The organism is Halostagnicola kamekurae, from assembly GCF_900116205.1.
GTDB classification, from domain to species: Archaea; Halobacteriota; Halobacteria; order Halobacteriales; family Natrialbaceae; genus Halostagnicola; species Halostagnicola kamekurae.
Genome location: NZ_FOZS01000003.1, coordinates 433006 through 456593 on the forward strand (window position 1 = coordinate 433006; position 23588 = coordinate 456593).

General features: G+C 61.4%; 20 protein-coding genes and 2 pseudogenes. 12 read left to right on the forward strand and 10 right to left on the reverse strand.

The window, feature by feature from the left end:
- Nucleotides 1–124: 124 nt before the first annotated feature.
- The 3 genes and pseudogenes from BM348_RS15975 to BM348_RS21460 form a co-directional block, all read right to left on the reverse strand.
- Entirely contained in the window at nucleotides 125–1723 is a 1599-nt protein-coding gene (locus BM348_RS15975) for an alkaline phosphatase (RefSeq protein WP_092906264.1), read from the reverse strand.
- 233 nt (nucleotides 1724–1956) lie between these two features.
- Nucleotides 1957–2993 (reverse strand): annotated as a pseudogene (locus BM348_RS15980) (sulfite exporter TauE/SafE family protein).
- Complete coding sequence (locus BM348_RS21460; RefSeq protein WP_175507216.1) at nucleotides 2993–3139, reverse strand: DUF7512 family protein; 147 nt, start codon at nucleotides 3137–3139, stop codon at nucleotides 2993–2995. Before BM348_RS21460 ends, BM348_RS15980 begins: the two are co-directional and overlap by 1 nt.
- 378 nt (nucleotides 3140–3517) lie before the next feature.
- On the opposite strand from BM348_RS21460, the pseudogene BM348_RS15985 reads away from it, so the two are divergent.
- From BM348_RS15985 to BM348_RS16025, 8 genes and pseudogenes are all read left to right on the forward strand, one after another.
- Nucleotides 3518–3934: pseudogene (locus BM348_RS15985) on the forward strand (universal stress protein); the annotation flags it as partial.
- 152 nt (nucleotides 3935–4086) lie between these two features.
- The gene (locus BM348_RS15990) at nucleotides 4087–5127 is read left to right on the forward strand and encodes a zinc-dependent alcohol dehydrogenase family protein (protein WP_092906266.1); all 1041 of its coding nucleotides are present in this window, start codon (nucleotides 4087–4089) and stop codon (nucleotides 5125–5127) included.
- Nucleotides 5128–5980: 853 nt separating this feature from the next.
- On the forward strand, nucleotides 5981–7954 hold the full coding sequence (locus tag BM348_RS16000; RefSeq protein WP_092906270.1) for an OPT family oligopeptide transporter: 1974 nt from the start codon (nucleotides 5981–5983) through the stop codon (nucleotides 7952–7954).
- Nucleotides 7951–8310, forward strand: coding sequence for a PqqD family protein (locus BM348_RS16005; protein WP_092906272.1), 360 nt, complete (start codon nucleotides 7951–7953; stop codon nucleotides 8308–8310). Before BM348_RS16000 ends, BM348_RS16005 begins: the two co-directional genes overlap by 4 nt.
- Nucleotides 8311–8449: 139 nt before the next feature.
- Nucleotides 8450–9133, forward strand: coding sequence for a haloacid dehalogenase type II (locus tag BM348_RS16010; protein WP_092906274.1), 684 nt, complete (start codon nucleotides 8450–8452; stop codon nucleotides 9131–9133).
- 152 nt (nucleotides 9134–9285) lie between these two features.
- On the forward strand, nucleotides 9286–9642 hold the full coding sequence (locus BM348_RS16015; RefSeq protein ID WP_092906276.1) for an ArsR/SmtB family transcription factor: 357 nt from the start codon (nucleotides 9286–9288) through the stop codon (nucleotides 9640–9642).
- A complete protein-coding gene (locus BM348_RS16020; RefSeq protein ID WP_092906278.1) occupies nucleotides 9620–10129 on the forward strand; it encodes an SRPBCC family protein in 510 nt (169 codons plus the stop codon). The genes BM348_RS16015 and BM348_RS16020 overlap by 23 nt, the downstream gene beginning before the upstream one ends.
- The gene (locus BM348_RS16025) at nucleotides 10092–10385 is read left to right on the forward strand and encodes a hypothetical protein (protein ID WP_092906280.1); all 294 of its coding nucleotides are present in this window, start codon (nucleotides 10092–10094) and stop codon (nucleotides 10383–10385) included. The genes BM348_RS16020 and BM348_RS16025 overlap by 38 nt, the downstream gene beginning before the upstream one ends.
- A 239-nt stretch (nucleotides 10386–10624) precedes the next feature.
- On the opposite strand, the gene BM348_RS16030 is transcribed toward BM348_RS16025, so the two are convergent.
- Complete coding sequence (locus BM348_RS16030) at nucleotides 10625–11632, reverse strand: alpha/beta hydrolase (RefSeq protein ID WP_245779496.1); 1008 nt, start codon at nucleotides 11630–11632, stop codon at nucleotides 10625–10627.
- A 484-nt stretch (nucleotides 11633–12116) separates the two neighbouring features.
- Between BM348_RS16030 and BM348_RS16035 the strand changes: the two genes are divergently transcribed.
- Nucleotides 12117–13238 (forward strand): CobW family GTP-binding protein, encoded by a 1122-nt coding sequence (locus BM348_RS16035; RefSeq protein WP_092906284.1) that lies wholly within the window; start codon nucleotides 12117–12119, stop codon nucleotides 13236–13238.
- A gap of 8 nt (nucleotides 13239–13246) precedes the next feature.
- Here BM348_RS16035 and BM348_RS21465 read toward each other — a convergent pair whose 3' ends face one another.
- A complete protein-coding gene (locus BM348_RS21465; RefSeq protein ID WP_175507218.1) occupies nucleotides 13247–13402 on the reverse strand; it encodes a hypothetical protein in 156 nt (51 codons plus the stop codon).
- A 464-nt stretch (nucleotides 13403–13866) separates the two neighbouring features.
- Nucleotides 13867–15027: a glutathione-independent formaldehyde dehydrogenase gene (locus BM348_RS16045; protein ID WP_092906288.1), complete on the reverse strand. Its 1161-nt coding sequence runs from the start codon at nucleotides 15025–15027 to the stop codon at nucleotides 13867–13869.
- A gap of 362 nt (nucleotides 15028–15389) precedes the next feature.
- Between BM348_RS16045 and BM348_RS16050 the strand changes: the two genes are divergently transcribed.
- Nucleotides 15390–15578, forward strand: coding sequence for a multidrug transporter (locus tag BM348_RS16050; protein WP_092906290.1), 189 nt, complete (start codon nucleotides 15390–15392; stop codon nucleotides 15576–15578).
- A 62-nt stretch (nucleotides 15579–15640) separates the two neighbouring features.
- Here the strand turns inward: BM348_RS16050 and BM348_RS16055 are convergent, their stop codons facing one another.
- The 4 genes from BM348_RS16055 to BM348_RS16070 form a co-directional block, all read right to left on the reverse strand.
- Nucleotides 15641–16864: an outer membrane protein assembly factor BamB family protein gene (locus BM348_RS16055; protein ID WP_092906292.1), complete on the reverse strand. Its 1224-nt coding sequence runs from the start codon at nucleotides 16862–16864 to the stop codon at nucleotides 15641–15643.
- A gap of 1242 nt (nucleotides 16865–18106) precedes the next feature.
- Nucleotides 18107–18679 (reverse strand): VOC family protein, encoded by a 573-nt coding sequence (locus BM348_RS16060; RefSeq protein WP_092906294.1) that lies wholly within the window; start codon nucleotides 18677–18679, stop codon nucleotides 18107–18109.
- Nucleotides 18680–18754: 75 nt separating this feature from the next.
- Nucleotides 18755–19636 carry a DMT family transporter gene (locus BM348_RS16065; RefSeq protein WP_092906296.1) on the reverse strand — a complete coding sequence of 294 codons (882 nt, stop codon included), beginning with the start codon at nucleotides 19634–19636 and terminating at the stop codon, nucleotides 18755–18757.
- A 9-nt stretch (nucleotides 19637–19645) separates the two neighbouring features.
- Nucleotides 19646–20470: an aspartate dehydrogenase gene (locus BM348_RS16070; protein ID WP_092906298.1), complete on the reverse strand. Its 825-nt coding sequence runs from the start codon at nucleotides 20468–20470 to the stop codon at nucleotides 19646–19648.
- A gap of 123 nt (nucleotides 20471–20593) precedes the next feature.
- On the opposite strand from BM348_RS16070, the gene BM348_RS16075 reads away from it, so the two are divergent.
- Both BM348_RS16075 and BM348_RS16080 read left to right on the forward strand, forming a co-directional pair.
- On the forward strand, nucleotides 20594–21646 hold the full coding sequence (locus BM348_RS16075; protein ID WP_245779497.1) for a hypothetical protein: 1053 nt from the start codon (nucleotides 20594–20596) through the stop codon (nucleotides 21644–21646).
- Nucleotides 21647–21811: 165 nt separating this feature from the next.
- The gene (locus BM348_RS16080; RefSeq protein WP_092906302.1) at nucleotides 21812–23473 is read left to right on the forward strand and encodes a thiamine pyrophosphate-binding protein; all 1662 of its coding nucleotides are present in this window, start codon (nucleotides 21812–21814) and stop codon (nucleotides 23471–23473) included.
- Nucleotides 23474–23588 lie beyond the last annotated feature (115 nt).

The following is a 23588-nucleotide window of genomic DNA, read 5'->3' on the forward strand; positions in this document are numbered from 1 at the left end:
TGCCTCGAGCGGGCTCGTATCGAAAACGTGGCCGGTGAGGATGGAGGAAAGATGCGAGGAAAAGCTCACTCGCTCGAGTCGCCCTCGAGCGGGTCGACCGCTTCCGGTGCGCTCGACGCGCCGCTCAGATCCCGTGCATCGGGTCGGGCGTCCGGCGGCGCTTGCGGTACTTCTTTCTCGACGGCGGTTCGGGAGCCTCACCCTCGAGGATGGCGACGACGTCGCGGTAGTCGACGACGCCGTCGTCGTCGATATCGAGCGCGGCGGTCACGTCGTCGGTGACCGGCCCGACGTACTGGAGGGCCATGTAGGCGTCGCGGGTGCCCCGCGGGTCCCGCTTAGTCACGGTTTGCTCCCAGGCCTCGCGTTGTCCCTCGGATACCTCGCCGAGTCGGCCGAACAGCAACAGGGCGGTGACCGTCGCCGAGAGGTCGACGTGGTGGAACCAGCCGTCGAACGGCTCGACGTCCGGCCCGGCGGCCATGACGGTCTGGGCCGGGCCGGAGTGGACGTTCGATGCCCACGCGACCCCGAGATGTTGCGAAATGACGGCACCGAGTTCGTTCGAGAGCGCGTACGCGCCCGACTCCTCGGCAGCCGCCTCGATCCGCTCGACGTCGTCGTCTGTCAGGGCCACGTCGATGCGGGTTTCGACCGCCTCGCGAACGTCCGCACCGTCTTCGATCGCGGCGGCGATCGCGGCGTTGCTCGCCTCCGCGTTCGCGATCGCGTCGGTCTCGATCGGCGAGCCGTAGCCGTCGCCGGTGGCCATCCCACCCGTCTCGTGGTCGGAGGCGACGACCACGAGCGTATCGTCGCGGCCCTCGACGTACTCGAGGGCCCAGTCGACGACCTCGTCGAACTCCTTCGTCTCGGCGACGGCGGATTGGGCGTCGTTGCCGTGCTCGGCGTGGTCGATACGGCCGCCCTCGACCATCAGGAAGAACCCGTCGTCGCTCCGTTCCAGGCGGTCGACCGCCGCGGCGGTCATCTCGGGCAGGCACGGGATGGAGTCGTCCCGATCGAGCGCGTAGGTGACGTGACTGTCGTCGAACAGCCCGAGGAGCTTCTCCCCGCTCGCCGAGTCGAGGTCGTCCGCGTCCGAGAGGAGTTCGTACCCCTCTCTTTCGGCGCGAGTGAGCGTCTCGTCGTCGAACTCCTGGCGACCGCCGCCCAACAGCACGTCGACATCGGACTCGACGAGCTGCGAGGCGATCTCCGCTTCCATGTCGCGGTCGGAGACGTGCGAGGCGTACACCGCCGGCGTCGCGTGCGTGATCCGCGTCGTCGAGACGAGGCCCGTCGACTTCCCCATCGACTGGGCGATCTCGAGCTGTGTCGAGAGCGGCGTCACGTCGTCTTCACCCGCGTCCGCGTCGCCGCGGACCGATATCTGCCCGTTGTACGCCTTCTGTCCGGTGGCGAGGGCCGTCCCCGCCGCCGCCGAGTCCGTCACCTCTCCGCTCAGGGAGTTGGTCCGAGTGTACCCGACGCCGGTCATTGACTGCAACGCGAGGTCGCCGTGGACCACCGAGGTCGTCTCGATCGGATCGAAGCCCATGCCGTCGCCGATCAGTACGATGACGTTCTCGATCTCACCGCCGCCGTTCGGACCGCGGCCCCGTCCCCTCGATTTCCCGTTGCCGTTCGTCCGTGCGCTGGCGGTTCCGGTCGCGAGCAGTCCCGTTGCGCCGAGCGCCGTGATGAAGTTTCGTCGTTGCATGTCGCAGATAACACTGCCTAACTCAATAATTAAAACCCCTTATAATAGATATATATTGCTTGTAGTAATTCACCGTAGCGGTACGTATTGCGTCTGACGCGTGATCGTTAACACAGGTATCTGCAAATGTGTGTGATGAGACTGACGAGACGGTGGAGTCGACTCGGAATACGACCGAAAACGCTGCTCTTCTCGGCCGAGGACGAACGATCAGCGAGCGGTTCGAGACGGCTTCAGTCGGCGGACGGCGTAGCTGTGTGCGCCTGTGCGCGCATCGTCGTGATCGTGCTGTAGATCACGGCTCCGCTGACCACGAACGCCGAGAGCAAGATCAGGGCGAAGCCCACGGTGTTGAACGCCTCGATGGCGAGGTAGTCGCCGGCCTGCTGGAACGCGACGGCGATCGACCCGCCCAGGAGCATCAGCCCGAAGTAGACCTCGATGTCGCCCTCGTCGACGATGTTCGTCGACGCCGATCCGATCCGCGCGCCCAGCGCGCTGCCGGCGAGCAGCGGCGCGACGATCGAGAGGTCGAGGCCGCCGTTGAGCCCGTAGGTGAACGAGCCGAACCCGCCCGAGAAGACGATCTCGAACAGGTCGGTTCCCACCGCGACGGGCACCGGGACGCCGATGAGATAGAACATCGCGGGCATCCGGATGAACCCGCCGCCGACGCCGAGAAAGCCCGACAGGAGCCCCGTCGCGAACGCGACGCTCAGGACCATCCACAGCGAGACCCGAATGTCGCCCGCGATCGTCATCATCGGTGGAACGCGATACGACTGAATCTTCTTTGCAACCGCCGGGATGTCGTCCGGGTCTCTCTCTCCGTCCGCGGCGTCGTGGTGACCGCCGCCGGAACTATCCCCGTCGCTTTTGAGCGCGTTCCGGGTGACGAACAGGCCGATCACTCCCAACAGACCGACGTACGTGACGCCGATGACGCCGCTCGCGAGGCCGAGTTCCTCGAGCCGGTAGACGAAGATACTGCCGACCTCGATGCCGGCGGTGGTCCCGACGATCATCGATCCGCCGAGCTTGTAATCGACCTGGCCGAGGTCGTGGTGTTTCAGCGTCGCGATGACGGCCGTCCCGAAGACGAAGGCCATCCCGCTGCCGACCGCGACTCTGGCGGGATAACCCATCCGAGTAACGCGGGCGTGACGAGAAACGAGCCGCCCATCCCGAAGAAACCGAACAGCACGCCGACCATGAAGCCGAAGGTCACGAACAGCGCGAGCGTCGTCAGTGCTATTCCGAACGGCTCCATCATGCGCGTTTGAGTTTCTCGACGACCGGCATCGCGACTCGCTCGAGCGCGCCGTACCCGACGTAGAGGACGATCGCCTCGAGGAGGACGGCGCCGACGAGGGCGCCTGCCTGTACTGCTGGCGAAGAGCCGGCGAAGTCGATCATCGATATCGACCGCCGCCGGTTCGGTGGGTGTGGATCATGCGTTCAGTATCGACTACCCGGAGAGCGGATATAACGCTTTTGGGGTTTCTACACAATATTACTGCAGCCTATGTAACGACTATCCTACGAAAATATCGGGATAACCTATGCAGATATACGGACTCCACGATAACCGGGCCACAGAGCACGTGCGCAAACACCCTCGATACCGTCGCGGAGCAGACCGTTCGTCACTCGAACGCGTACGGGAGTCAGTCGGCGGGCGTCTGAGCACCGTCCAATCGGTGTCGGATTTTCCCGTTCGTTACCGGATTGACGTCTAATCGCCATCCAATCGCCACCGGACCACTGTTCGAGCGTCCGCTATCGAACGATTGTATTGATCCAAAAAAGCAATATTATCGCGTCGCTCCGACGAGGAGTACGAAAGCGATCTGTGCGACCGATCTCTCCACCGCGAGCGAGGCGACGATCGAGAGCGAGACCTGCCTCGAGTGTCTGGGGCGAATCGGCGTCGACGAGATCCACCTCGTGACCGTGATCCCGTCGAACGTCATCGCTGGCATGCCCGGGATGGACTTCGAGGACCGACGCAAGCGAGCGCTTTCGCGCTACCGACGCGTTATCGAAGCCGTCGGCTTCGACGTCGACGCGCACGTCGTCCGGGGCACGCCGCACCGACGCATCAACGGCGTCGCGGAGGCGATCGGCGCCGGTCTGATGGTCGTCGGCTCGCGCGGTCACGGAGACTCCGCCGCCTGTTGCTCGGGAGCGTCTCCGAGGACATCGTCGCGCGGGCCGAGGGGAACGTCATGCTCGTCCGGCCGGACCGGACGGCCTGATACGAGTTGTCTGGTCGGACGGGTTTCGGTTCTGCATCGAGGGGTCGAGGGCCGGAAGCGAGCCGACCACGTCGTTTTTTGGTACTGCTGTACCCACGAGAACCTATGCGAGCAGCGATCTACAAAGGCCCCGGAGAAATCGCCGTCGAGGACGTACCGAAACCCGAACTCGAGTCGCCGACCGACGCGGTGATCCGCGTGACACACACCGCGATCTGCGGCTCGGACCTCTGGTTTTACCGAGGGGACAGCGATCGGGACCAGGGTTCGCGGGTGGGTCACGAACCGATGGGGATCGTGGAGGCCGTCGGCGACGACGTGACGTCGGTCGAGCCGGGCGATCGGGTGTTAGCCCCGTTCTCGATCAGCTGTGGCGAGTGTGAGTTCTGCCGGAAAGGCCTGTACACCTCCTGTGTCGAGGACGAATCGTGGAGCGGCGAGAACGGCGGCGCGCAGGGCGAGTACGTGAAGTGCCCGTACGCGGACGGCACGCTCGTTCGCGTGCCCGACCGGTACGCCGACGACGAGGACACCCTCGAGTCACTGCTGCCGCTGACCGACGTGATGGGGACCGGACACCACGCCGCCGTCAGCGCCGGCGTGTCCGCGGGCGACACCGCGGTCGTCATCGGCGACGGCGCGGTCGGATTGTGCGGCGTGCTCGCCGCCCAGCGTCTGGGCGCGGAGCGTATCATCGCGGTCGGACACCACGAGGACCGCCTCGAAATCGCTACCGAATTCGGCGCGACGGAAACGGTCACCGAGCGCGGCGAGGCTGCTATCGAACGCGTTCGGGAGTTGACCCACGGTGGCGCGACTCACGTCATGGAGTGCGTCGGTGCCGCGTCCGCGATGAACACGGCCATCGCGGTCGCCCGCCCCGGCGGGACGGTCGGCTACGTCGGCGTACCATACGGCGTCGAAGACGGCGGTCTGGACGTGTTCTCGATGTTCTCGGACAACATCTCACTGCGGGGCGGCGTCGCGCCGGTTCGAGACTACGCGGAAGAACTCATGGCCGACGTGTGTCAGGGGACGCTCGATCCGTCGCCGATCTTCACGAAGACGGTCGACCTCGACGGTGTTCCGGAAGGGTATCGCGCGATGGACGACCGCGAGGCGATCAAGGTACTCGTAAAGCCGTAGCGGTCTTGCGGTGAAATTGGCGATGAATTGTAGTGTGGTTTCGACGGTTTTCCAGCGCTTCGCTCCTCGGGTTCGATAAACGCGCCAACAGGGCTGAAACGGCAGGTAGCTACCGTACTGAATCGTAGATTTGGCACGCCAGCGTTGGCGATGGGCGCCGTGACGACAGCGAACCCGCTAGCACCGTGCTGTGAGACGTGGTCGTATTCCCACGTGTCGGCTTCCGCCTCGAGGTCAAGCCTCGGGGTGTCCACCTCAACCCCTGATGAACTCCCACCCGAATATCCGACAAGCTGAATAGATAGTCACTGTCATAAAAACGATCATGAGAATCACGCCGAAAAAATCGTATCTGTTGGGGAGTCCGAATGATGTATAGACCGCGTATCCAGTCAAGATCCCGGCGACTGCGGCCAAAAAGATGGTTACCCGTTTCTTGATCTCTGCCCATATTCCGGTAGTGTTCTTGGCTGACATTATGTTGCTGGATACATGGATGTTATCAAAGAAAAATTTGTCCACTGACGATCGTTGCACGTGTGAGCGCGACTGCTGTCTCGAGTCTACGTCAAAGCCGGTAGGCATTCCACGAATCCTCGGGTGACGAAGCGATGTACTGTCATTTCTCTCGTGCAGTGCTTGGTAGGTATTTTCTCACACTGATCACCGTTCGATGATTTCGCAATACGATCGAATCTTTCCATTTTTATGGCTTCAACGGACTACACTCATCGAGAATGCGGACGCTCTCCAATGGACCCGGTGTGCGACACCGACCCGATGGGACCCCCTCGGGTGGGCTACTCGAGTGATTTCCGGGTCTGCGTGAACGGGACGCCCGCCTCCACCGATCATGTCACACGGACCATCACAAGAAACAGCCGTATCGGACGAGAGTCAGACGACGACCGAACGGGCGCAGCGGGACGGTCCAGCGCCGACCGTCCCGGCCGGAAAGAGCATTGCGGAACTGACGATCAAAGCGGTGCTGATCGGCCTCGCGCTGAACGTGGTGCTGTTGACCGCGAACATGTACCTCGGGATGCGCTCTGGGATGACGATCAGCGCCTCGATTCCGGCCGCGGTCATCAGCATGGGCGTGTTCTACGCGCTTCGAAACGTCGGCATCGGCGGGACGATCCTCGAGAACAACATCGTGCAGACGATGACCTCCGCGGGCGAGGCGCTGGCGGCCGGCGTGATCTTTACGATCGCCGGCGTCACGTATCTCGACCAGTCCATCGACATCGCGGAAACCGCATCGGTCGCGGTTCTGGGCGGGCTCCTCGGGGTTCTGTTCATGATCCCGATGCGCCGATACCTCATCGTCGAGAAACACGAGGAACTCCCCTATCCGGAGGGGACCGCGTGCGCGGACGTTCTCGAGGCCGGCTCGGAAGGGAAAGGCGGCATCAAGCTCATCTCGCTGGGCTTTCTCTCGAGTTTCGTTTACATGTGGCTGGCCAACGGGATGGCCGCGTTCAGGACGACCATTCAGACGGCCTTCTCGGTGGGTCAGACTCGCGGGTTCGCCATCGGCGGCGATTTCACGCCCGCGCTGATCGGCGTGGGCTACATCATCGGCCCGAAAATCGCCGGCTACGTGTTCGGCGGCGGCCTGCTCGCCTGGATGATGCTGATTCCGCTGCTCATTACTGGCGGGTTCGTTCCGGAGGCGAACGCGAACGCGGCCCTCATGGCACAGGCCAACGCGGTCTGGGAAAATTACATTCGGTACGTCGGTGCGGGTGCGATGCTCGTCGGCGGATTTTACGCGATCCTTTCGATGACCGGAACCATCCGCGATGCGGTGGGGACTGCCGTGGCCGAGCTCCGCGGTTCTGCGGCGACCGCGACGGGCCAGCGGCGGCGAACGCAGCGTGACCTCCCGATGAAACTCGTCGTTGTGGGAGCGGCCGTGATCGCGCTCGCGCTGGTCGCGCTCCCGCAGGTCCAGGTCGGACTACTGGGCGGGGTCATCGCCGTCATCGCCGCGTTCCTTTTCGTCGCCGTCTCCGCGTACCTGGTCGGCGTCGTCGGGAGTTCGTCGAACCCCGTCTCCGGGATGGCCATCGCGACGATTCTGATCGCCGCGCTCGCACTGAAATCGACCGGCGTGACCGATCCCGTCGTGGTGCTCGTGACGGCCTCGGTCGTCGCGATCGCCGCAGCGGTGGCAGGCGATACCTCGCAGGACTTGAAGACCGGTTACCTCCTCGGTGCGACGCCGCGCAAGCAACAGATCGCACAGATTATCGGGATCGGCATCTCCGCGCTCTTTGCGGGCTGGGTGCTCTCGTTCTTCCATCAGGCGTACGGAATCGGTAGCAATACCATTCCCGCACCGCAGGCCGGGACGATGGCGCTGCTCTCCGAGGGCGTGCTCACCGGAACCGCCCAGTGGGGGATGATCCTCATCGGAGCCGTCTTCGCGATCGTCCTCATCCTCATGAACGTCCCCGTCCTGCCCTTCGCCGTCGGGATCTACCTCCCGATCACGCTCGCGACGCCGATCTTCCTGGGCGGCTTGCTCCGCGCCGGAATCGACAAGTACGTCGCGTGGAAGGGCGACCCAGACGGCTCCGCCGCCGAACAGACGACCTATCGGGGTCGGATCATCGCCGCGGGGCTGATTACCGGCGAGGCGATCATGGGGATCGTCATCGGCGCGCTCTACATCCGCGGCATTGGAACGGAGACCGGTGTCCCCTACCCGCTCGGACTCGACGCCGGAACGCAGACGATCCTCGGCGTCGTCGCGCTCGTGGCCCTCCTCGGGATCTTCATGGGCGGCGTCCTCCGCGGGTCGCAAACGGCGGACGCATGAGCGCCCACGCGCCGAGTTCGATTCCGACGCGAACGACGGACGACTGGGACGTAACGACCAGCGACGGCGATCGACGAGTCACGATCAGGTGGACGAAACGTCCCCGGAACCGTCTCGACGGGTTCCTATTCGACCTCTTCGGGACGAGTCGAGAACGCGACCTCACGCTCGATTCCGTCGGGACGACCGTCTGGACCCACTGTGACGGCGAACACACCGTCTCGGAGATCGCAGCGGTCGTCGCCGACGAACACGACGCCGATCGGGTCGAGCCCGTCGACGAGACGCTCGCGCACTTCCTCATGCAACTCGAGGAGCGAGATCTAATCCGGTTCGAGAACCGGACAGACGAGTAACCGGTCTCGAGTGGCGTTCTCTCGAGACGCCCCTCGCGGAATCGCCTGCTGGTTCGATCGACCGAGCCGAGCGACGCGCGTGGACGATTTTCGATAACATACACCAGAGACTATCAATCGGGCGCTCGTTCGTCGTCCTATGTCGTTCGATCCGGAACTCGTCACGACGATCACGTTCGATTCCTACAGCACGTTAGTCGACGTCGACGCGGCCGAAACGGCGCTCGCCGAACGCGTGGACGACCCCGAGCCGATCTCGAAGCTGTGGCGTGCGCGCTCGCTCGAGTACACCTTCGTCGCGAACCACGTCGACGCGTATCAGCCGTTCTACGAGATGAACCGCGACGCACTCCAGTACGCCCTCGAGGCCCACGGCGTGGATATCTCGGCGGACGAACGCGACCAGATTCTCGCCGTCTACCACGAACTCGACGTCTTCGACGACGTGCGCGACGGACTCGAGCGTCTCCGGGACGCCGGCTACGACTGTTACGTCGTTTCGAACGGGAATCCCGAGATGCTCGAGTCGATGGTGGCACACGCCGATATCGAAGCGTACATCGAGGCGACGATCAGCGCCGACGAGGTTCGAACGTTCAAGCCCGACGCCGAACTCTATCGACACGCCGCCGCGCGAACCGGAACGCCCATCGACGAGATCGCACACGTAACCGCCGGCTGGTTCGACGTTATGGGCGCACAAAACGCCGGAATGCAGGGGGTCTGGGTCGACCGAAAGGGAACGCCGTGGGAGCCGTTCGACGGCGAACCGGCGCTGACCGTCGAGTCGTTTCACGAACTGGTCGAGGCGGTCGGTCAGTAACGGCTCAGTCGCCGACTCGAGGATGGCTATCGTATTCGGACCGGTTTTATACCCACCTCAAAACCCAAATTCACGCGTTATCCCCTCTCATTCGGCACCTTCTGCATATTAAACTGAATGGTTAAATATTCTCGCGGCGTTCGCTCAACTAGATGGTTGAACGACCGCGAAACGATCCGGATCTCGACGCGATATTCGGGGCACTGGCCCACCCGACACGGCGGGAACTCATCGAGCAGCTAGCCGGCGGCCCAGAAAGCGTCGGTGAGCTAGCGGAACCCCACGACATGTCCCTGGCGGCAGTGTCGAAGCACTTGCAGGTGCTCGAGGACGCGGGCCTCATCGAGGTCGAGAAGGACGGCCGTGTCCGACGGTGTCACCTTGAGGCCGCCCCGCTGAGCGACGCCTTCGGCTGGCTGACCCAGTACCGCGTGTTCTGGGAGGATCGATTCGACGCGTTGGCTGACCATCTCGAGGATGATCAAAATGACCGATCACGAGACGACTGACGAAACCGAGTTCGAACCGAGCGAGTACGATCTGACCATCGAGCGGACGTTCGACGCGCCGCGCGAACGCGTCTGGGAAGCGTGGACCGACCCAGAACAGGTGGCCGAGTGGTGGGGGCCAAAGGAGTTCACGGTCCCGAACTGTGAGATGGACGTGCGACCGGGTGGCTCCTTCAGTATCGACATGCAAGCGCCAGACGGGACCATCTATCCGGACGACGGAACCTTTCACGAGGTCGACCAACCGGAGCGTCTCGTCGTGACCAGTCGCGCCTTCGAGGACGACGACGGCGAGTTCCACCTCGAGGTTCGCCAGACCGTGACGTTCGCCGACCGCGACGGAAAGACGAAGCTCACGCTACAAGCGAGGGTTATCACGGCGACGCCAGAAGTGGCTGAAGCGCTCGAGGGGATGGAGCAGGGATGGAGCGAGAGCCTGGACAAACTCGATGGGTACGTCGGCCAATCGGTGGATACTGCCGCATGACGGCCGTGACCGCGAGAGCATCTCGACGTCGGTTGACGGCTACGTCGCAGGACCGAACGATGGCCGCGAGAATGCGCTGGGAGACGGCAGAGAGCGGCTCCACGAGTGGATATACGACCTGAAGAGGTGGCGAGCGGCCCACGGACTCGACGGCGGCGAGTCTAACCGGAACGACGAGGTCATCGCGGAATCGACCGAAAACGTCGGCGCGGTCGTGATGGGTCGGCGAATGTTCAGCAACGACGACGGTCCGTGAGGCGACGAGCCGTTCGAGGGACACTGGGCGAGAACCCCGTCTTTCGGCGCGCCTGCCAAGCGATCGGTGAGGGCGCCTCCGACGAGGATCATCGGTGATCCCTCACCCGATCGATCGGACGCAATTGTCGTCCGGTCTTTCGAACGTACGGTTCCCGTTGGATCCCTGTTCGTAGCGTTCCACCGTTCGGTTTCGTGTTTCCGACGCTGCTCGTGAGCTTTCGAACGCCCCACGGAGGATCACTCGAGCGCCTCTCGAAGCGCATTGCCAGCACGCTCTTGGATATCATTCGCCGCTTCGATCGAGGGAAACGGTTCCGCGAGCTGGCTCATGTTGGCGAAGTCGTGAATCATATCTTTGTAGTGGATATGTTCGACTGCGACCCCTGCGTCAGCGAGCGCCCGGCCGTATTCGAACTGTTCGGTTCGAAGTGGATCGTAGCCGACGGAATACAGCGTCGCGGGAGGGAGTTCGGCGAGAACCCGTTCGGGTGCCCGTAGCGGGGACGCTCGAAGGTTCGCTCCATCGATATCGTCGCGGAGGTAGTGGTTCCAGAACCAGACCATCCCTCGGGTCGTCAGAAAGTATCCATCTGCGTTCACATCGTACGATTCCGTCTCGAACGAATGGTTGGTAACCGGATACAGTAGCAGTTGGTGGTCGATCTCGGGCGCACCGAGATCTTTGTCGGCGGCCATCTGTGCAACCACCGTCGCGAGGGTGGCACCCGCGCTCTCCCCGGCGACTGCGAGTCCCACACCTGCGCCTAGCTCCGCGGCGTTATCCGCGGTCCATTTCGTCGCGAGATACGCGTCTTCAACGGCGCCGGGGAAGGGATGCTCTGGTCCCTTCCGATAGTCGACGGAGACCACGACACACGCTCCTCCCTTTGCCAGCGCTCGGGCGACTTTGTCGTGGGTGTCACAGTTGCCGACGACCCAACCGCCGCCGTGGAAGTAGACGACTGCAGGGAGTTTCCGGTCCGGATCCGGGTCGTAAATTCGCACGCGGATATCACGCGCGTACGCCGGAATTTTCTGCTCCTCTACCGTCGAAACCGGTTCGGGTTCGACGTCCGGCGTGAATAGATCGCCGAGGAGGGTTCGAGCCTGTTCGGGCGACAACTGCGTGAGATCGGGAGCGTCCGCTTCGTTCAGTGCGTCTAATAGAGCTTGTGCGTCTGTGTCGAGGGTATCAGCACGGAGTTCGTCGGAGTCGATATCTGGCTGTGTGTGATCAATTTCCATCATGATTTCTCACCGTTTCCGACCGAAAATCGTACAATGAACCGTCCACCGCGTCGTACGGTGGTACAGTTGCGAGAGCCGACTTGGTCAGCCCAGCCGTCTTCGCCGACGTAAATACCGCTTGTTATCGATACATGCATAATTACCCCGTTAACTCTGACAGATATGTTGGAATATCCGAACCCGACCGGTGCATTTCCTATAATTCTCGGTATAACTGTAACGTATGCGAATCAGGCTCAGGACACCGGCCCGGTGGTTATGGACGTTTATCTCACGTTAATGTGTATTCTCTGTCCACTGATTGCGGACATTCGTTCAAAAAATAAGATTCAACGAACTACTGAGGATCACCGCGGTGGAGGTATAGTACTCTCTCCCCCAAATTACCCGACTCGGGAGCAGTGATACTCTCGTCCTCGAGAGAATCTCTGAGAGTCGACCGATCACTTAGGAACCGCCACGTCGTGGTACGAAGTACCGTATGACAGATTCCGATGCGATTCCTGTGACCGTCGTCAGCGGGTACCTCGGCGCGGGGAAGACGACGCTGCTCAATCACGTGCTCTCGAACCCGGGCGATCGGCGGGTGGCGGTGATCGTCAACGACATGGGTGAGGTAAACGTCGACGCGGAACAGATCGCTCGAGCGAACGAGGAGGAGGGTATCGTCGACCTCTCGAACGGCTGTATCTGCTGTCAGTTGCAGGGGGACCTCCTCGAGGAGGCGAGGCGGTTGGCCGAAACCCGGGCGTTTGACTACCTGCTGGTCGAATCGTCGGGGATCAGCGAACCGATCCCGGTCGCGCAGGTGTTCACCGAGGGAACCGACGAGAGCGATGCGGATCCGGCGGACCTGTTCCGACTGGACACGATGGTGACCGTCCTCGACACGTACGGGTTCTGGAAGGAGTTCGACGCCGGCGAGCAGTTGCCCGCGAATGGGGAACCCGACGAGGACCGGCCGCTGAGCGAGGTTCTCGTGGAAGGGATCGAGTTCTGCGATGTCCTCTTGTGTAACAAGGTAGACATGGTTCCCGACGACGTTGTCGCGGAGATCGAGTCGGTCGTCGAGACCCTCCAGCCGCGAGCGAAGCGGCTTCGGACGACCCACAGCGAGGTGGACCCCGAGATCGTACTCGACACCGGGAGGTTCGACTTCGAGGCGGCGAGGCGCTCGCAAGGGTGGAAACGACACCTCCGAGGGGAAGGACACGACCACGGAGACGATGGACACGAGAAAGCCGGAGCCGGTGCTGCCGAGCGACACGGCGTCTCGTCGTTCGTCTTCCGGTCCGACCGCCCCTTCCACCCCGAACGACTCGCGGACTGGCTCGCGGACTGGGACGGCGCGATCGTGCGGGCGAAGGGCGTCTGTCACGTCGCCGACCGCGAAGAGGTGATCGGCGTCAGCCAGGCCGGACCGTCCGTCAGAGCGGGGCCGATCGGCGAGTGGAGCGAGACCGACGAGCGTCGCACGCGGCTGGTGTTCATCGGTCGAGAGATGAACGAAGAGCGGATTCGTGAAGAGCTCGAGGGAATCACGGTCGACGGCGACGAACCGATCCACGAACCGGTGACGGATCCGTTCCCGCTACGGTCGTGACTCGAGGACTAGAGTTCGAGTTCGTCGCGAAGATCGTCCCAGGATTCGTGAAAGCCGTGCGTGGACTGGTCCGTTCGGTCGGCGAACGCGTTCTGGTAGACGTCGTCGTACTCGAGCAGCCGGGTCCAGCCGTCGTGGCGGGCGTAGCTGCAGTACTGGCACATGCCCTCTGGTACGTCGGATGGGCCTATACCCGTTTTGCCGTCCGGCCCTTCGCGTCGGTCCGGTCGACCTATCGGGCGCCAGACGATATCGAGGCGGTGCGGACTGGCGGCTCGGATGCGAAAGAGTGACAACGACTCGGCGGCGCCTCCGTACATGGATCGAACGGGCGGATACGTCCGGAGCGCGACGGCGACGATAGAACGAAGCTGCGAGCACTGCGAGTGGTATGCGGTTGGAGATACGCACCCGGAGCTGGCAAAACGGTATCAGGACCATCTCCGCGAGGATCACCCGCGGGCGTGGCTTCGAAGGTGAATCGCCTCGCGGTCAAGTGGTTCGAGAATTGGAGATTCTCGTCATCACGAGAGAGCTTTGCTCTCTCGAATGACCCCGAGGCCTTCTCCTATACCGCTTGTAAAACCGAGGTCGTCCACGAATCATCGGAACCGATCCGTAACGGCGACTACGGCTCGAGCAAGACCTTGATGACGCCCTCCTCGCGTTCGTCGAACTTCTCGTACATCTCCGGTCCGCGATCCAGGTCGACGCGGTGGGAGACGACCCAGCTCGGATCGGCGCGGCCCTCGATGATCATGTCCCGAAGTTCGCGGTTGTACTGTTTGACGTTACACTGTCCAGTGCCCAGCTTCAGCCCCTTTTCGAAGAGCTTGCCGAAGTCGATGCCGAGTCGGCCCTGGGCCGCCATCTCGTCTGGCGCGCCAGGGTCCGAGGGGACGTACAGTCCCGGAATGCCGAGTTGCCCGGTCGGCCGGACGGTCTGGATTAGCTGGTTGAGCACGACCGCCGGGTTCTCCCGTGCCGGGTCATAGGCTTCGTCGCCCGGATCCGTTTCGGGGTCGATCGCCTGATACCCCACCGCGTCGACGCCCTTGTCGACGCCGCCGCCGTGGATGTCTTTGATCTGTTCGACCGGATCTGACTCCTCGAAGTTGATCGGGCGGGCGTCGCAGTGGTCCTCGGCCATCTCGAGTCGGCTCTCGACGCGGTCGACGATGTAGATCTCCGACGCACCCTGGATCTTGGCGCTGTAGGCGGCCATCAGACCGACCGGACCGGCTCCGAAGACCGCGATGGACTCGCCGGGCTCCAGATTCGCGAGCCGCGTCCCGTGCCATCCCGTCGGGAAGATGTCGGCCAAGAGGGCGAAGGCGTCTTCGTGTTCGTCTCCCTCGGGCAGTTTGAGCGCGTTGAAGTCCGCGTACGGGACGCGGAGTTTTTCGGCCTGTCCGCCCTTGTACGGCCCCATCGCGACGTACCCGTACGCGCCGCCGGCGAAGCCCGGATTGACGTTGGTACAGAAGCCGGTGTAGCCGTTCTCGCAGTTTCGGCAGAACCCACAGGCGACGTTAAACGGCATCACGACCCGGTCGCCTTCCTCGAGCGACGTGACGGCGTCGCCGACCTCGCTTACGGTCCCCATGTTCTCGTGTCCGAAGACGATCCCCGGGTCGGCCGCGGTTCGGCCCTCGTACATGTGCAGATCCGAACCGCAGATCGCAGTGGTGGTTATGTCGACGAGAACGTCGTTCTCGTGCTCGATTTCCGGTTCGTCGACTTCCTCGACTGCGACGTCGTGTGACCCCTGATAGACGATGGCATCCATTGACATTTGGTATCGAACCTCACCGAACGAACCACGAACGGCATTGTAAAACTTCGCGTGGCTGTTGCTTCTATACGACCCTACCGGCCTCCCGATCATCCCATAGCCGTCGAGTCCGACCATCCGCAGTCGACGAGTCTCGGTCGTAGCTGTGCTCGATCCAGACCGCGAGCGACGTGTCCGTGCTCGAGCGATCCGGTAACACCGGCTGGCCGCAACGGTACAGACTGTCCCGACGAGACGAGCGATGCAGTACCTCGATTAGCAGATCGATATCTGTCAGCCGATCGGGGTACGAACGCAGTTTCTCGGTTGGACACGCGGAACGTACTCTTTTGTGGTTACTGTTCCAATACCCAGACATGGCGCTCGGTCGTAACACTAGCTCGTCGATCGGGACCGCACTCGGCATCGCCTTCGTGATTATCGCCATCGTGGGAACGCAGTTTCTCGGCTGGGAATGGGGGAGCGGACAGCCCCTTCCGATGGCCATCGGGATCGTCGCCGCCGGTATCGCACTCGCTGTCGTCATCGTGCGCTTGCTCAGGTGACTGGAGCGATGTGATCGGAAAGAGATGTGACAACAGGCGTTCGATTTCGAGATGACGATCGATCAGGCGTCGACTCGCCACTCGAGCGAGTAGATTCCCTCGGTCGTCCCGACGTACACGGATTCGTCCACGAGATAGTTCCGAAGAGTTCCCGCGACGGACCTGTCCCACGTTCGTTCGCCGCTCGAGTCGACGCTGATGAGCCGGTTTTTGCCGACCCGGACGAACACGGTGTGATCGTCCGCACCGTTCTCTTCGGGGACAGCCAGTGACCAGATTGGCCCACCATCGACCGTCACGCTGAAGCGCTCGTTGCCAGTCGCCGCATCGATGGCGCGGAGTCGATCCGTGCCGACGTAAACCACCCCATCGCGAACGGCGGTAACCGGGCCCGACTCATCGTCCGGATGCTCAAGCGATTCCGACAGTACGCTTCGTTCGCCGCTCGTGCGGTCGAACGCGTACAGACGACTTTCGTTTCGATCGGCGTTCGCGAGCACGAAGAGGCGATCAGTTGTGATTCCAGCGATCTCCGTCTGCACATCCACTGCATCGACAGATCGACGCCATACCTCGTCGCCGTCGGCGACTCCGGCGACCCACCCTCCCGTTGTGACGTACGCGACACCATCCGAGACCGCCGCATCGATAATCTGCGTGTCACCGTCGTCGGGGTCGTATCGCCAGCGCGTACTACCGCCGTCTCGATCGAGCGCGACGAGTGCAGCGCTTTTCTCCACGTAGACGGCGTCGGCGATGTCGACGATTCCGGACCCGCTGGCGATGGTGTCCGATTCGTCGACCCCGTCGGTCCACAGTTCCGAACCGCTCTCCGCGTCGAACGCTCGCACGATGCCAACGGAATCCGAAACGAAGACGACGCCGTCGACGACGAACGGGCTAGTGTGTCCGGTACCCACCGATTCGTCGCGCCACCGCTCTTCGCCATCCCGCTTGAGCGCGTACAGGCCGATACAGTCGTCGTCGGTGCAGTAGCCGAAGTAAATTCCCGTGTCCGTGACTGTGAGATCCGAGTACGTATCCATTCCCGCTGTGGCTCCGTAGGCCCACTGCCGTTCGCCGGTCGTGCCCTCGAGCGCAACGATCTGTCCGTCAGACCATTCCCGACCGAACACTACGCCCTGTGAGACGGCGTCGATCTCACCACCTGCGTCGTAGCGCCACTGGTACTCGCTCCCTGTGCCATCATCGGCGAATCCGAGACAGCCGACCAGTGTTGCGCTCCCGACCGCACCCGCCCCCTCGAGCAGCCGCCTTCGTTTCATATCAACGAATTTGAAACGAGCGTCTAAATGTTTTCTGGACAATATATAGCGGGGCGAAACTGAGGGAGACACGGTAGTGCGAACGAAACAGTGGTGAACCACTGTGTCAGGGGACCCGATACCCCTCTGTGGTAGACGCCTACTGGGCCTGACTGACTGAATATCCCTCCAAACAATATTTTAAAAATAACCACTCACTATCTTTTCCTCGTATTCTGAGCGCAGTAGCAATCACAACAGTCATATCGATAAGTAAATTTATAATATGCACGCATATATTCTCAAACTCATTAATGACATTTTATAACCGATTTATCGGCGATGAACTTGTTGAAGGAGTAGTTACAATTCGAAATAGGAGACATATTTTAAAAACTGCGTCAATTCAGAGTCTTCTCACACGGTAGAAGTAGAATATTTCGGGTTGCTACAGATATTTTCCTCTAGAATTCGTAATTTATACTGTGTTTGGCCCGATCATAGTGATATGCGATTTATTTTCCTGTATAATTGCCATACTACGCAGATACTCATATAGATATTAGTATTCTATGACAGATTTATGGGATGAATTTTCAACAATATCAGCGCCCCAGGGAATCCGTTTCTATTCCTACGAATTGGGAAGTTAATTCTAGATTTTCCTCTCGTGGGTAACAGATGGCGTGACAAATTCTCGTCGCCCTCCGCTGTAGATTACACTCGTATTTGTGTAATCCATTGGCGTCAGCATAACGTTTGTTAATAAAGAACGTTTGATCGCAGATGACAGGGTCAATGTCTCCAGATAGTTCCCGTTTTCCGTCACTGACCCTGATAGGCAGTATCCGCCCCTACCAAAGTGAGATAGGTGAGAAGTAGCGGTCTTCCTCGGGAGGTTGCCCGCATTTGACAGTTACACCGTTGCGAATCCGTTTGCAGATGACGAACGAATTGCGGCTCCAAAGGTTGTCGTCTCGTTCGGCAACTCCTCTGGGGGTTGCATTCGACGACCACTTCATCGTATCCGTCCAGACACAATCGCTTGAGCGGAACTGTGTATAAAATATGTAATATATGGGAGCGCCACTCTTCCAAAACCGTTTGTTATATCGGAACGCGAATCGAAAGATCGAGAAGCTACTGAACCCGTCGGAAACCGTGAAAGGCCACGTCCAATATATTTGCGACCGCTCGAGCACCACGGATCAGAGCGACAGCTTCCGAGGAGAACCACCGAACCGAGAATGAAGGAGAGCGAATCTACAGTTGTTCAGCGTTGTGCCACACGTTCCACGTCTCAGGCGTCTGTGGCCACTGTTGGGCAGGCCGTCCACCGTCTTCCGGCGCCTCTTCCATTTTCGCCGTCAACTCGATCGGGTATCCATCCGGATCCGGGAAGTACAGGAAAATGTTGTTCCCAGGTCCGTGCCGGCCCGGGCCGCGATAAATCGGATGCCCGCGCTCTTCGAGTCCGTCCGCCGCGCGTTTGATGCCGTCGTAGTCGGGAACTTCGAACGCGATGTGGTAAATCGGACCGGTCGTCGGCAGCATTGGCGGGCCGTTTTCTGGGAGCTCCTCGTTGAACTCGTGGAGATCGAGTTCGAGTTCCCCGCGTTGTTCGAGCGCCTCGAGTTCCTCGTCGGAGTACTGTGTGATGTTCATCTCGTGGTGGTCTGCGTCCTCGGAGACCGCGGGCGTGCGTAAGAACGCGACCGAATCTCCGATTCGATCCGATACCTCCATGTTCATGACGTCGGTGTAGAACTCGATCGTTTGCTCGATATCTCGTACTTTGATCGCAACGTGGTCTAATCCCATATTTTCTACGACCATATACTAATGCCCAGAGCCAACCGTATTGAGTGTATCGGTTGGGGACGCATTGTCACGGCGACATCTCCGTCGAGGTCAGGTCGAAATCGCGAGTAACCCAACGCCGGCGACGACGAGTATCGTACCCAGCGCGAGTTGTGGCGTGAACGGTTCCCGTTCGCGCAAGAAGCTGTAGGTCAGGGCGAGGCCGAACAACGGCGTCGCGTTCAAGATTGGCGTCACGATCACGACCGTTCCCGAACCCAACGCAGCATAGAGCGAGACGAGTCCGAGACTTGAGGCGAGTCCGGCAAGTGCGAAGTACCGAAGGTCGTCCCGGGGGATCGACAACGCTTTTCTGTGGTTCCCGGAGACGGCGAAGAACGCGCACGCGATGAGCCACGACGTTGTGAGAGTAACCGCGGCTCCCACGGCTGGCGCTGAGACGAGTTCCATTCCGACGTCTCGAAGCAACTGGACGCTTCCGTAGATGACCGCGCCGCCTATTGGAAACAACAGATTCCGGTACCGAACCGGTCCGACGGAGTCGTCGTTTCTTCCCGAAGTTGCGAGGAGGATACCGCCAGCGATCGTCGCGAGCGCGCCGATACCGCTCGCTCGAGTCATCGTTTCGCCGAGCAAGAAGACGGCCAGGACGATCGAGACGAGCGGGTTCGAGTTGCTGATCGGCAGCGTCAGGTTCACGCCGACTCGCTGGATGCCGATGTAATTACACAGCCGTCCGAGAACCGGCGCAAACACGCCCGCGAGAACGAAGTATCGCCACGCCCACAGATCGACGGTCACGTCGTAGAACGCGAGGCTAATCGTCCACAGGACGACGACGTTGACGCTGACCGTCGCGAACATCGCCGCTATCGGCTTCGAGCGATCGACACCGAATCGGACGAGCACTGACGAGGTGGCGAACGCCGCGGCTGTGGCGAGCGCGAAGAGTATCTGGACTGGGAATTCCATCGGATCTCGTTACGTTCCGATGTCGATCGACGTCTCGAGGCTTCGCAGCTTTTCGATCGCGGACACCGCTGCCAGATAGCTCGTCTTCGGGTTCGTGGGTGACGGGACGTTTCGTACCGTCGTCTCGATGTCGCCGCTGCCGCCGTCGGCGGAGATCCGGTGAACGTTGTTTTCCTCGTCCGGATCGGCGATGATCTTGACTGCCGTTTCGTCCGGACCGATACTCACGAGGCTGAGTGCGACGGCGACGTTGATGTTCGACGGAAACGCGGCGGCGGCGTCCGTGGCCGATCCCTCGAAGATCATCGTCGGCTCATCGATTTCCGAGAGGTCAATGTCGTTGTCGACGACGTAAGGGGCCCCCTCGAGGCCTGCGGGCGGTTTCGTCGTCGTCAATGACACCGATTCCAGCTCTCCCGTCAGGGCAGCCGCCTTGATACTATCGAGCCCGGCGATCGCACCCGAGGGAGCATACAGTCGACCCTCGCTGGTCCGTGCTGCATCGAAGACGCCTTCCCGAAGCGTTTCGTCGGCTAACGCGCCAATACTCAACAGGAGGCAGTCGCAGCCAGCCTCGAGTGCATCGGTCGCGATCTCCTCGACGGCCGTCTGTCCCGCGGCCTCGACGATCAAGTCGGCCTCGAGCAGATCGTCGGGATCGGTGGCCGCGACCGGTTGGGACCGGTCGTCGAACTGGTCTTGAATCTCTGCGATTTGTTCCGGGTGGCGATCGTACACGACGTCGAGGCCCGCTGATATCGTTCCATCGGCGATCGCACGCGCAATTTCGGTTGCAATCGTCCCGCAGCCAAAGATAGCGATCGAACGCGTCATAGCATCACTTCTCGATGGCAGGGTAATAATTGTAGCGGGATCGTCGCTTCTCGACTACTCGTCGCATACCTCACGAAAGGTACACAAAGTATAAATAGTCTCAGCGGAACGTTGAAATGTACCATGGAAGCTGCTGGACTATTAGTGCCGATGTTTCGTCGGCAGATGGAACACTGTCAGGTAACCGCGGACGAATCAGTCGCGCTCGTTACCGACGTCAAGAGCAATCGCGAACACGTCGCCGCGAGTTTCTCGGCGGCACAAGACATCGGCGCTGAAGCGTTCGAAGTACAGATTCCCGAATACGGTCGCAACTCCGTCGGCGCCGAAATCTCGCCCGGACAGGGTGGCAGCCTCCGACTGCCCCGCGGCCCGGTCGAAGCGTGCAAAACCGCGGACATGGTCTTCGATTTCACCCTCGAAGGGTTCATTCACGTGCCCGAACGAGACGAAATTCGCGACGCCGGAACTCGAATCCTCCGCGTCGGTGCACGAGAACCGTTCGTTCTCCGCCGCCTGATGCCCTGGGAGCCGGAAGAAGCTCAGGCCGTCAAAGAAAAGGTTCAGGCGCATCGAGACCTGCTCGAGTCGACCGACGAGATGCGGATCACTTCGGAGTACGGGACAGATGTCACGATGGAGGTCGAACCGAGCACCGCGTTCGACTCCTACGGATTCGTCGACGAGCCCGGAAAGTGGGACGTTTGGGGCCAGAACATGGTCTCGAACTATCCGACGAACGTGAACGGCACGATCGTCATCGCCGCAGGCGACTACAACGTCGTGCCGTTTAACGACTATATCGACTCCTCGATCGAATGCGTCGTCGAGGACGGATTCATCGAGGAGATCAAGGGCGACGGCGGTGATGCCGAACTCATGCGGGGACACATGGAGAGCTACGACGACAGGGACGTCTTCGCGACGAGTCACTTCGGTTGGGGACTCAACGAAAACGGGACGTTCTACAACATGGCGATCAAGGGTCGAAAGCCGGACGAAGCCGGCGTGAGCGCGAGCGAAGGTCGCGTCTGGGAGGGGAACATGCTCTGGAGTACCGGTCCGAACACCCATCAGGACCGGTACACGAACTGCCACTACGATATCGCACAGAAGAACTGCAGCGTCTACCTCGACGGTGAACCGGTCGTGGTCGAGGGCGACCTCGTCGAGTAATTCAACGGTTGCAGTACCGGACAGACCCGCTCGTTCACGGGCGCGTTTTTGCAAACCGACGGGGCTGACGATCACACGCCGTCTTTGAGAGATTCATTTTCCCCGAAATAGACCCGTTCAGACGGTGACGACAAATTTAATAGGCCGGGTTTGCCAACGAGTAGTATGACAACTGGAGGCGAAGTCGTTGGAACCGTGCTTGCCGAACACGGCGTTTCGCAGGCGTACGTTCTCCTCGGGAATCAGACGGTGACCATCGCGGATGGACTCCACGAACGTGGCGGTGACGTGATCAGCGCTCGACACGAGTACAACGCCGCGGTGATGGCCGACACCTACGGTCGGCTCACCGGCGACCCCGGCGTCGCAGTTACCGTTGCCGGTCCCGGCGGCACGAATGCGCTGACAGGCGTCGCACAGGCGTATACCGCCGCATCGCCGATGATCCTCATCAGCGCGGTGTTGCCGGAGGACGAACACACCGAGGCGCTTCACGGTGTCGACGATCAGCACTTCCTTCGGAAGGCGTTCGAACCTGCCACGAAGTGGAGTACGCAGGTTCACGACTCGAGCCAACTGAAGACGACCCTCGCTCGAGCGTTCGACATCGCGACGCGCGGTCGACCTGGACCCGTTTTTATCGGCGTCGACGAGGATATCCTCCAGAACGAGATCGAGGTTCCAGACGCCGCGTCCGTCCGCGAATCGCACGACGACCCGAGCGTGTCCGCGGATACCGTCGCCGATGCGCTCGAGCCGGTACAGGCGGCCGAGAAACGATGTCTCTACGTGGGCAAAGGCGTCTCACGGGCGTTCGCTGCGGAGACGGTAGTCGACATCGCCGAGTCGCTCGACGCACCCGTCGTCTGTCCCCGGCACTATCCCGACTCGTTCCCGAACGACCATGCGCTCTTCGCGGGAACGGTCGGAATGTCGGACCATCCGGCTGCCAGCACCGCGCTGGCGAACGCGGAAGCCGTCCTCTCACTCGGCGTGCGGACCAACTCACACGAGGCGGCCGTCCTCGGCGACCGAACTGGCGATGACGTTCGAATCGTTTACCTCGACGATCCGCCCTACGAATTCCCGGCGTCGACGGCGGCCGAAGTCGTTACAGGGGACCTCGGGCCCGCTCTCGAGGACGCTCGAACGATACTCGAATCCGGTGCGGGCGAGACGGACGCAGCCTATCGACAGGCGGTTCGAGAGGAAGTCGAACGCGTCGAGACCGGCGTGGCCGCCTATCTCGAGGAAGTGCGTTCGCAGACGCCGATCCATCCGCTCGTGATCATGGACGAACTTCGGGAGGTGGCCGACGACGACGTTCTGCTGACCGGAGATGCGGGCGCCGCAGGCGGTGCGTGGCCGAACGACGTCTTCGAGTACCGCGAGACGAACAGCTTCCAGCACTCCCGACTCTACGATTCGATGGGGTTCCCCGTTCCAGCAGGAAACGCCGCAAAACTGGTCGACGACGACCGACAGGTCGTCAACCTCATCGGCGACGGCGGCTTCCTGATGTGCAACATGGAACTCGCGACCGCCGTCGAGACGGAGACCGACGCGGTAACGATCGTCTTCAACGACGGCAAATACGGGATGATCTGGAACTATCAACGGCGGGACAACCACGCCGAAATCGCAACTGACATTCCGACGGTCGACATCGCGACGATGGCCGAATCGTTCGGCGTTCGTGGCGTCCGCGTCACCGACCCGGACGAAGTTCGACCCGCGCTGGCCGACGCGCTCGAGGCCGAGGAACACGTCGTCCTCGACGTCCGAATCGATCCGGAGGCGGAATACGTCTCCCGGCGGATCTGGTAGCTTCCCCGCATTTCTCAACCTCTGTCGCGTATCGAACCTCGGCTCACGGCATCCGTCTGATGGACGGTCGTTGGCTCGAGTCGATAGAATAATTGTCCTCCCGCCACAGATATCG

Excerpts from the sequence above, each read along its gene's own strand:
- BM348_RS15975 (WP_092906264.1), bottom strand. The coding sequence starts at position 1,723 with ATGCAACGACGAAACTTCATCACGGCGCTCGGCGCAACGGGACTGCTC.
- BM348_RS21460 (WP_175507216.1), bottom strand. The coding sequence starts at position 3,139 with ATGATCGACTTCGCCGGCTCTTCGCCAGCAGTACAGGCAGGCGCCCTC.
- BM348_RS15990 (WP_092906266.1), top strand. The coding sequence starts at position 4,087 with ATGCGAGCAGCGATCTACAAAGGCCCCGGAGAAATCGCCGTCGAGGAC.
- BM348_RS16000 (WP_092906270.1), top strand. The coding sequence starts at position 5,981 with ATGTCACACGGACCATCACAAGAAACAGCCGTATCGGACGAGAGTCAG.
- BM348_RS16005 (WP_092906272.1), top strand. The coding sequence starts at position 7,951 with ATGAGCGCCCACGCGCCGAGTTCGATTCCGACGCGAACGACGGACGAC.
- BM348_RS16010 (WP_092906274.1), top strand. The coding sequence starts at position 8,450 with ATGTCGTTCGATCCGGAACTCGTCACGACGATCACGTTCGATTCCTAC.
- BM348_RS16015 (WP_092906276.1), top strand. The coding sequence starts at position 9,286 with ATGGTTGAACGACCGCGAAACGATCCGGATCTCGACGCGATATTCGGG.
- BM348_RS16020 (WP_092906278.1), top strand. The coding sequence starts at position 9,620 with ATGACCGATCACGAGACGACTGACGAAACCGAGTTCGAACCGAGCGAG.
- BM348_RS16025 (WP_092906280.1), top strand. The coding sequence starts at position 10,092 with ATGGGTACGTCGGCCAATCGGTGGATACTGCCGCATGACGGCCGTGAC.
- BM348_RS16030 (WP_245779496.1), bottom strand. The coding sequence starts at position 11,632 with ATGGAAATTGATCACACACAGCCAGATATCGACTCCGACGAACTCCGT.
- BM348_RS16035 (WP_092906284.1), top strand. The coding sequence starts at position 12,117 with ATGACAGATTCCGATGCGATTCCTGTGACCGTCGTCAGCGGGTACCTC.
- BM348_RS21465 (WP_175507218.1), bottom strand. The coding sequence starts at position 13,402 with ATGTGCCAGTACTGCAGCTACGCCCGCCACGACGGCTGGACCCGGCTG.
- BM348_RS16045 (WP_092906288.1), bottom strand. The coding sequence starts at position 15,027 with ATGGATGCCATCGTCTATCAGGGGTCACACGACGTCGCAGTCGAGGAA.
- BM348_RS16050 (WP_092906290.1), top strand. The coding sequence starts at position 15,390 with ATGGCGCTCGGTCGTAACACTAGCTCGTCGATCGGGACCGCACTCGGC.
- BM348_RS16055 (WP_092906292.1), bottom strand. The coding sequence starts at position 16,864 with ATGAAACGAAGGCGGCTGCTCGAGGGGGCGGGTGCGGTCGGGAGCGCA.
- BM348_RS16060 (WP_092906294.1), bottom strand. The coding sequence starts at position 18,679 with ATGGTCGTAGAAAATATGGGATTAGACCACGTTGCGATCAAAGTACGA.
- BM348_RS16065 (WP_092906296.1), bottom strand. The coding sequence starts at position 19,636 with ATGGAATTCCCAGTCCAGATACTCTTCGCGCTCGCCACAGCCGCGGCG.
- BM348_RS16070 (WP_092906298.1), bottom strand. The coding sequence starts at position 20,470 with ATGACGCGTTCGATCGCTATCTTTGGCTGCGGGACGATTGCAACCGAA.
- BM348_RS16075 (WP_245779497.1), top strand. The coding sequence starts at position 20,594 with ATGGAAGCTGCTGGACTATTAGTGCCGATGTTTCGTCGGCAGATGGAA.
- BM348_RS16080 (WP_092906302.1), top strand. The coding sequence starts at position 21,812 with ATGACAACTGGAGGCGAAGTCGTTGGAACCGTGCTTGCCGAACACGGC.